Origin of the sequence: uncultured Paracoccus sp., from assembly GCF_947496875.1 — a bacterium.
In the GTDB taxonomy this organism is placed as follows: domain Bacteria; phylum Pseudomonadota; class Alphaproteobacteria; order Rhodobacterales; family Rhodobacteraceae; genus Paracoccus.
Window position 1 is genome coordinate 1 of sequence record NZ_CANMEH010000041.1, and the last position, 8,021, is coordinate 8,021.

General features: G+C 69.1%; 9 protein-coding genes. 2 read left to right on the top strand and 7 right to left on the bottom strand.

Features of this window, described 5'->3' with window-relative positions:
- From Q0938_RS18495 to Q0938_RS18510, 4 genes are all read right to left on the bottom strand, one after another.
- Positions 1-1,439 (bottom strand): phage portal protein (locus tag Q0938_RS18495; RefSeq protein WP_299365483.1); only part of this gene is annotated, 1,439 nt, incomplete at its 3' end.
- A gap of 7 nt (positions 1,440-1,446) precedes the next feature.
- Positions 1,447-1,662, bottom strand: a complete 216-nt coding sequence (locus tag Q0938_RS18500) for a hypothetical protein (RefSeq protein ID WP_299365486.1) — start codon at positions 1,660-1,662, stop codon at positions 1,447-1,449.
- A gap of 5 nt (positions 1,663-1,667) precedes the next feature.
- The gene (locus tag Q0938_RS18505) at positions 1,668-3,668 is read right to left on the bottom strand and encodes a phage terminase large subunit family protein (protein ID WP_299365488.1); all 2,001 of its coding nucleotides are present in this window, start codon (positions 3,666-3,668) and stop codon (positions 1,668-1,670) included.
- Entirely contained in the window at positions 3,616-4,212 is a 597-nt protein-coding gene (locus tag Q0938_RS18510) for a hypothetical protein (RefSeq protein WP_299365490.1), read from the bottom strand. Before Q0938_RS18510 ends, Q0938_RS18505 begins: the two co-directional genes overlap by 53 nt.
- A gap of 111 nt (positions 4,213-4,323) precedes the next feature.
- On the opposite strand from Q0938_RS18510, the gene Q0938_RS18515 reads away from it, so the two are divergent.
- On the top strand, positions 4,324-4,548 hold the full coding sequence (locus tag Q0938_RS18515) for a hypothetical protein (RefSeq protein WP_275106321.1): 225 nt from the start codon (positions 4,324-4,326) through the stop codon (positions 4,546-4,548).
- A 92-nt stretch (positions 4,549-4,640) separates the two neighbouring features.
- A complete protein-coding gene (locus Q0938_RS18520) occupies positions 4,641-5,225 on the top strand; it encodes a DUF3489 domain-containing protein (RefSeq protein WP_275106322.1) in 585 nt (194 codons plus the stop codon).
- Between the two features lie 54 nt (positions 5,226-5,279).
- Here Q0938_RS18520 and Q0938_RS18525 read toward each other — a convergent pair whose 3' ends face one another.
- Genes Q0938_RS18525 through Q0938_RS18535 form a run of 3 tightly spaced genes read right to left on the bottom strand, consistent with a single transcriptional unit; the run spans position 5,280 to position 7,725 of the window.
- The gene (locus Q0938_RS18525; protein ID WP_272857930.1) at positions 5,280-5,504 is read right to left on the bottom strand and encodes a hypothetical protein; all 225 of its coding nucleotides are present in this window, start codon (positions 5,502-5,504) and stop codon (positions 5,280-5,282) included.
- Positions 5,501-6,406 (bottom strand): DNA cytosine methyltransferase, encoded by a 906-nt coding sequence (locus Q0938_RS18530; RefSeq protein ID WP_272857931.1) that lies wholly within the window; start codon positions 6,404-6,406, stop codon positions 5,501-5,503. The genes Q0938_RS18525 and Q0938_RS18530 overlap by 4 nt, the downstream gene beginning before the upstream one ends.
- The gene (locus tag Q0938_RS18535) at positions 6,406-7,725 is read right to left on the bottom strand and encodes a ParB N-terminal domain-containing protein (protein WP_299365496.1); all 1,320 of its coding nucleotides are present in this window, start codon (positions 7,723-7,725) and stop codon (positions 6,406-6,408) included. Before Q0938_RS18535 ends, Q0938_RS18530 begins: the two co-directional genes overlap by 1 nt.
- Positions 7,726-8,021 lie beyond the last annotated feature (296 nt).

Sequence of the window (8,021 nt, forward strand, 5' to 3'; positions counted from 1 at the left end):
GCCGGCGTAGCCCGCGCTCCCTGCGTCTCGCCGGGGCTGGTGCGATAGCTGAGGCCGAGACGCTTCGTGCGCTCGGCATCGGCCGCGTTTTCACGGTCCACGTCTTCGACGTCGTAGCCGGTGGCCTCGACCACCTTGCGCCGCGAGGTGATGCCCGCCTCCATCGCCAGCACCTGCGCCTGAATGTCCTTCAGCGGATCGACCCATTCCCAGCGCGGCGGGATCCACTGCACCGGTCTCGCAGCGACCGGATCGCCCAGATCGAGCGCGCCCGAGAGCACGGCCGTATCCAGCCAGCGTTGCCAGACCGCGCGGCAGAGCTGGTGCACGAGGACACCATGCTGCAGCTGGCCGATGCGCCGCCGGAACTCGACCAGTTCGGCCCGCAGGCTCGAGTAGTTGGCCTGCCGGACATCGCCGGTGACGAGGTGATAGGGCAACCCCAAGGAGGCCGAGACTGCGAGCAGCGTGCGGTACTGGAACGCCTCGTAGCCGCCGCCCACGTCGGCGGGCGACGAGAATTTCACATCCTCACCCGGCAGCAGCACCTGCATGGTCCCGGGCTCGAGGCTGGCGATGGCCGTTCCGTCCAGTTCCGCCTCGGCCTCGCCCATCATCGGCTCTTCCGGCGCGGTCTTGGTGATGAAGCCCGCGAACATGGCGGCGGTCTTCTTCCGGTCGAGCTCGGCGTCGTCGTACTGGTCCAAGAGGAACAGCCGCACCATCGCCGGCGCGATATGCGGCAATCCCCGGATCTGGCCCGCGTCGATCGGCCGGTAGATGTGCAGCACATCCGCAGCCGGCACGCGCACCGTCTCGGGAATGGCCATCCCCTGATCGGTGCTGTCGCCCGGATGGCGGCGGCGGAAGTGATAAGCGACGCGCCGGCCGATTCCATCGAACTCGATCCCGCAGCGGATGCGGTTGCCGGACGCCAGCACCTCCAACTTCTCGAAGGGCAGCATCTCCGATTGGAGGAGCTGGAGTTGCAGCGGCACCAGCAACCCGTCCTCGGCGCGGCGCGGCCGCAGCCGCACGAAGCACTCGCCGGCCACGAACATTTCCCGCGCCACCATGGCCTGCAGGCCGTAGAAATCGGTCAGCCCGTCGGCATCCGCCTCGTCGGTCCAGGCGAGCCAGAGCCGCTGGACACGGTCGCGAAGGCTCGCGTCCCCGATCAGTGACGAGGGCTTGATCCCATCGCCGACGAGGTTCGAAGCGAAGGCCTCGCAGGCGTTGGCGGCATAGCCGTTGCTGACGACCAGCTCGCGGGCACGTGCCAGCAGTCGCGGTCCGCCCGAGGCGACCAGCGTGTTGATGTTCTCGAGCGGCGGGTTCCAGCCGCGCAGGCGGCGTTGCGCCATCGAGCCTTCGAGGCGGGCGCGAATGGCGGCCGGGCCGCCCGCGGACTGGCGCCGGAAGCGATCGAAGAGGCCCATGGTGGCGTCAGAGCCCCTTTGCCGTTGTCACGCGAATCTGCCGCACTATGCGACGTCCCTCTGCCGCCGCGATCTCGCGATCCAGCGCCTCGATGGCCCGGTCGATCTCGGCGACGCTGCGATAGTCCACGGTCTTGCCGTCGTAGCTGACCCGCGCCACGCCCGAGGCGCGCTGCGCGGCCAATGCCTCGCGGCGGGCGCGGAGCTCTGCGGGCGTGGCCATTCGGGTCACCTCATGTAGCTGGAGTGCACGGTGCGCCGGCGGTGCGCCGTCCGCCTCTGAGCGGGCGGTGTGTTTCCCGGCGCGGCCTCGGTCATGTCCTGCGCCGCCACGCCGAGTTGCGCTTCCAGATCGGCCCAGCGTGCCTCGGGCCAGCGGTCAGCCCCGAGGATCCACGCGGCGGCACGGGCGTAGACGCGGGTGTCGAGCGCCTCGTTCCGCTCGCGCAGCTTCTGCCATTCGAGCCTGGCGAAGCCGCGTCTCGTGCGCACCGTCACCAGTTGCTCGGCGGTCAACTGCTTGAGCCACTCGCTGTCCGCCCAGTCCGGCAGGTGGATCGTGCCGGGCGGGAAGACCGCACCCTCGGCCCGTTCCTCTGCCGCTGGCCGCTCCTGCCGAAGGAAGCGGTAGGTTTCGGCCTTGAAGGTCGATGTTGCGACCGTCCAGAGACGCGCCCCGCGCCGGAGCCGCTTGCCCGCGACGGTTGCATCCACATAGGTCGGCCCCGTCACCGGGCTCGCGCGGTTAAACCCCTCGACGCCCTTCACCGGCGCCGCCTGTGCGAAGCCCACATGCCGCGACCAGGCATAGACGGCGCTGGTCTCGTACCCAGAGTCGATCGCAAGCCGCGCCAGCGTTATTCTCTGGCCGAAGGCGTGGACCCATGTCCGGTCGAGCAGGCCGGTCAGCTGCTGCCAGCAGGCGGGATCACCAGGGCCTCCCTCGAGCACGAGGTGATCGACAAGCCAACTTTCCAGGCCACGACCCCAGGCCCAGACATCGACCTCGATGCGGTCCTTCTGGACGTCGGCCCCAGCGGTCAGGAACAGCCCGCCCGCGGGAACGGTGCCGGGCTTCCACGCCTCGCGCCGGTCGTAGAGACGTTGCCAGTCAGGCGCTTCGCCGCTCTCGACCCATGTTTCGCCAAGGATCGTGTTCCGAAACGCCTTGATCGCCTCATCCGACCCTTGGGCCGCCTCCCAGCTCCGTGCAATGCGTTGCCAACTCAGCCAGCCAATCGGCGAATAGAGCGCCGAGAGGTGATAGCCGACCGTCGTCGGATCGGCCGCCGTGGCGGTCGCCCGCCATTCGCCACCCTCCAGCATCGCCGTCTTGTGGTGCTCCGCGATGGCCGTTTCGCAGCCCTCGCAGTGATATTCCGCCGTTTCCGGCTTGCCCTTCTGCCACCGCAGCCGATCGAACTTCAGCCATTGCATCGCCCCGCAATGCGGGCACGGCACGAAGAACCGGCGCTGATCGGAGGCCTCATACTCGCGTTCGATCCGACTCAGCCCCCGGATGGTCGGGGTCGAGACCAGCAGCACCTTGCGCCGATGGGCGAAGGTCAGCGACCGCGCCTCGGCCAGCGTCACCGGATCGCCTTCCTCGTCGGCCGAGGCCGGATAGGCGTCGACCTCATCGAGGAAGATGTAGCGCGCCGGCGTCGAGCGCAGCCCGACGGCGGAGTTCGCCCCGGTCATGATCAGGATGCCGCCCGCGAACTCCTTCGAGAGCATGGTGTTGCCCGCATCGCGCGAGCGCGCCGGTTTGACCCGCTCACGCAATTCCGGGCTCTCGTCGATCAGCGGATCGATGCGCTGGCGCGAGTTCCGTTTCGCCAGTTCCACGGTCGGCTGGACCGCCAGCATCGGCCCCGGCGCCTGGTGAATGGCGAAGCCGATCCAGTTGTTGCCCGCTTCGGTCGCGCCGACCTGCGCCGCCTTCATGAACACCACCCGCTGCGTCGGATCGCCGGGGCTGAGCAGATCCATGATCTCGCGCATGTAGGGCGTGCGGGTCGTGCGATACCGCCCCGGTTCGGCCGAGGCGCGGCCCGACAGCATCCGGTGCCGGTCCGCCCATTGCGAGACCGTCAGGTCCGGGTCGGGCCGCAGCCCGTTGCCCCAGGCGCGCAGGATCTCGCCCGCACCGTCGAAATCCGTCAGCGCGTCATCTTCACCGGAAGTCGGGCCGGACCTCGGCGAGTTCGTCGAGGTGGGCGCGTACATGTCTCTCCAGGACCTTCTGCATCGCGGCGGGCTCCACGGTGATCTGCTGGCCCGTCGCGTCGCTGCACGAGGCAGAGAGCTCGGCCGCCATCAGCGCCGCGGCGCGCGCGGGCCAGTTGACCCAGGCGTCCCGTTCCTCCCGCGCCAGGCGGAAGACCAGCGCCAGCGCGCGGGCGCGCTCGATCAGCTCCCCCTTCAGCTTCTGCAGCCGGATGCGCCGCTCCTGCGCCTTCAGCACCTCGTTCGCCGTCTTGGCCTGCAGGAAGGTCGTGCCGCCCCCGACGGCCGGGACCGCCAGTCCCTGTTCGCGCAGCGTGTCGCCGACAGCGGCAACCGCCGCCTCGGGGACCGGCTTCAGCTTCGGCGCGGGTGGCTTCCGGGTCTTCGACGGGTCCGTCGTCTCGGCGCGCCGAGCATCGCTTGCCGCGGCATTGATGGTTCCATCGGGATAGAGGACCAGCCGCTCGGCCGTCTTCGCCTTCTGGATCGCGCCCCGCGACAGCCCGACATGCGCGGCGTACTGGCGCTCGCTCATGCCCTGCATCGACAGCTCCGATTATCATTCACAAACAGGTGGTTATCGAGTTGATAAGCCTCGGCGGCGGAGCGAACGTCCATCCTGAAAGGACGATGAAACTCACCCGGAGCCACCACAATGACCCGCCGCGCGACCGACAACACGAAAGCCCTCGACGCCTTCCTCGCCGCGAAGACCGAGATCGACGCGATGCTGGAACGCCTGGCCGTCCTCAGCGCGGACCATTTCGAGACCAGCCCGGACGAGATCAACTGGGGCGATGTCGGCACCGTGAACCACTACCGCGCCAAGCTACGCGAGATCACCGACATGGCCTTCAGGGAAGGCGAACACGCCGAATGACATGACCAACTCCCGGTCCCGCCCGCCAACTGGCGGGCTCGACCTCGTAGAAGGGCCCGCATTCCGCGCGCCCCGATACGACGGAGACGACGATGACCAAACTTTCCGATACCCAGCTCGTGATCCTCAGCGCCGCCGCGGAGCGCGAGGACCGCAACGTCCTGCCGCTCCCCGGCTCGCTCCGCGGTGGCGCCGCAACCAAGGTGGTGGGCGCGCTGCTCTCGCGCGGGCTGATCGCCGAGACGACGACCGACAGCCAGAGCAAGGCCGACGCCGCGCTCAATCGGATCTGGCGCAACGACGAGGACGGCCGTGCCATCCTCCTGCACATCAACGACGCAGGGCTCGCCGCCATCGGCGTCGAGCCGGAGGGCGGCGACAGCGCGCCCGCGGGCGCCGACGCGGCGCCGAGCGCCGTAGCCGCGCAGGACGCTCCCGGCGAGGCCGACGCCGGGCCCGAGGCGCGCAAACCGCGCACGGGCACGAAGCAGGCCAAGCTGATCGAGATGCTCCGCGCCGAGGGCGGCGCCACCATCGACGAGATCGTCACCGCCTTGGACTGGCGGCCGCACACGGTGAGGGGTGCGCTTGCCGGCGCGCTCAAGCAAAAGCTCGGCCTGACCATCACCTCCGAGAAGGTTGACGGAAGGGGCCGCGTCTACACCATCCGCGACTGACGCTCCGCACCGAAACGGACTGAAGGCCGCCGTCCACCCTCGGGCGGCGGTGTCTCATTCTGCACTCCGGATCCGGATCGCCTCGAACAGTCGCCGCAGCAGGTAGCCGCGCGCCAGCGAGACACCGACGAAGGCGAGGCCGATGGTCAGATGCTCCGCGAGCCCGGTCTCGATGCCGAACCACGGGAACACGATGATCTGCGTGGCGATGGCCAGCACATAGCCGACCACGACATTCGTCACGGCCTCGACCATAGACATGATCCGGCTCTGCTTCATCTCAGCCTCTCCGGCAGGCTTTCCAGAAACGCCCTCACGAACTCCGCCGCGAGCGGCGGCACGATCGCATTGCCGTAGCCCCGCAGCAGCCCCATGCGGCGGGGTATCCCATCAGCCAGCGGGAATGTTCCGGGCTCAACGGGCCGCCAGCGGTCGTCGCGGCAGAGGAGCCAATCCGGATCTCGCCAGACGCCGTCCGTCGCGCTGGCGCCGGCCAGGTCGGCGTCGTGGTCGACCAGCCCGCCAGCCAGACCTGTCGGCCGAGCAGCGCGTTGATCGGCACCGCCGGGCATTCCGATCCGTCCTTGTGATCCCGCGCAGAAGCCGTGGCCCAGCCCGCCTCCCTCCATGGCGACGGCGCCGAAGAACAGTCGCTGGCGGATATGCGGGGCGCCGATACCCGCAGCCGGCAGATCGGCCGCCGCGACGGCGTAAGATGCTGCTTCCAGCGCATCCGCCAGAGCGTCGAACCACGCCCAGCCAGCCGGACCCTCAGCCGCTGCGCGAGCCGCGCCGCAAACCGGTCCGAGCACTGCCGCGCTCGCGACCTGCTCGCCGAAGACGATGTTCGGCCGGCAGGCTGCGACGAGTTGCAGGAAAGCGGGGGCGAGATGGCGGTCATCGTCCTGTCCCTTGCGCTGTCCGGCGACGCTGAACGGCTGGCACGGCGGCGAGCCGGTCCAGACGGACAGATCCTCGGCCACGCCGGCGAGGCGCAGCGCGTAGGGCCAGCCGCCGATCCCGGCGAAGAAATGGCATTGCATGAAGCCGCGCAGATCGGCCGGCTCCACGTCCATGATGGAGCGCCCGTCCACCTCGCCCCTGGGCAGGAGCCCAGCGGCGATCAGCTCCCGCAACCAGGCGCAGGCGGCGGGATCGGCATCGTTGTAGTAGACGGACATCACGCGGCGGCGTCGGCCTTGTCGCCCAGCCGCTCGGCCTTCACCTGAGCGAAGCTCCGGCCCTCGCCGTCGAGGATCGCGTCCTTGCCGGTCTCGGCCTGCCAGCGCGCCACGGTGACATCGACATAGGCCGGGCTGATCTCCATCGCAAAGACCCGCCGACCGTTGGCCTCGCCTGCCATGATCTGCGAACCGGACCCCGAGAAGGGCTCGTAGCAGAGCCGGCCCCGCGCCACATGCTGGCGCATCGGGATCCCGAACGCGTCGAGCGGTTTCGGCGTCGGGTGGTCGGGCCGCTCGTCCTTGGCGAAGCTGGGCAGCGCCCATGTCGATGGGAGCGTTTCCTCGGCCACCTTCGGCGGCCGGTTCGGGCGGCGCCAGCCCATGAAGCAGGGCTCGTGCTTCCAGAGGTAATGCGACCGGGTCAGAACGCCGCGGTCCTTCACCCAGATGATCTGCTGGTGCACGAAGGCTCCCGCCTTTTCCCAGCAGGCCTCCAGCATCGCCTGGCGCCGCGAGGCGTGCCAGCAGTACCAGGCGGCGTCCTCGGTGATCGCCTCGGCCACGGCCGCCGCGATGAAGCCGTCGTAGAGCTCGGCGCCCTGCGAGCTGTCGTCCCAGGTCGTGCCGTAGGACGCCGACCAGTCCTTGTTGCGGGTCGGATGGTTCGAGCCGTCGTAATCGACGAGATACGGCGGGTCCGTCGCGAACAGCACGGCACGCTCGCCGTTCATCAGGCGGCGGACATCGTCGTGGCTGGTGCTGTCGCCGCACAGCAGCCGGTGATCGCCGAGGATCCACAGGTCGCCGGTCCGTGACGCCGGGTTGCGCGGCGGCTCGGGGATGGTCACCGGCGGCACAGAGCCCCCTGCGCCACCCTCTTCACCGCCCCCCTCGGGCACGTAGGCCAGCAGCTTGTCGAGCTCGCCATCGGAGAACCCCACCAGCGACAGGTCGAAGTCTTCGGCCAGCAACTCGTTCAACTCGGCCGACAGCAGCGCTTCGTCCCATGTCCCGAGTTCAGTCAATTTATTGTCGGCCAGACGATAGGCCCGGCGCTGCGCCTCGGTCAGATGCCCGAGCACGATGACGGGCGCTTCGGTCAGGCCAAGCTGTGTCGCGGCCCGCACGCGCCCGTGCCCCGCGATCAGCTCGCCGTCCTCGGCGACGAGGCAAGGCACCGTCCAGCCGAACTCGGCCATGCTTGCGGCAATCTTCGCGACCTGGTCCGCGCCATGCGCCTTCGCGTTCTTCGCGTAGGGCTGAAGGCGCGACAGCGGCCACGTCTCGATCGCGTCCGGGGCGAAGCTCAGCGTCATCGGCAGGTCGGTCCTTCGGATCAGGGTGGATTCCCTTGGCTTCCGGTCTCCGGGGTCCAGACTGGACTCCACGCGGGGTCCAGCGGCCACCAAGGGTGTCCAGCTTCAAAGGCTTGATTTTGCGGTGTTTCAGGCGGGTTCAGGCGGCGCTGGCTTCCGGGTGGCTTCCCAAAAAATCGGCCCTGTCGCTGGCGATGCGTCGCGCTTCGCCCGCCAGCCTACGCAAGTGCCCGGAAAGGAACCAGAAAGTCCCGGAGCGGGCCTTGGACCCCAGGTGGAACCCGGTCCGGATTCCG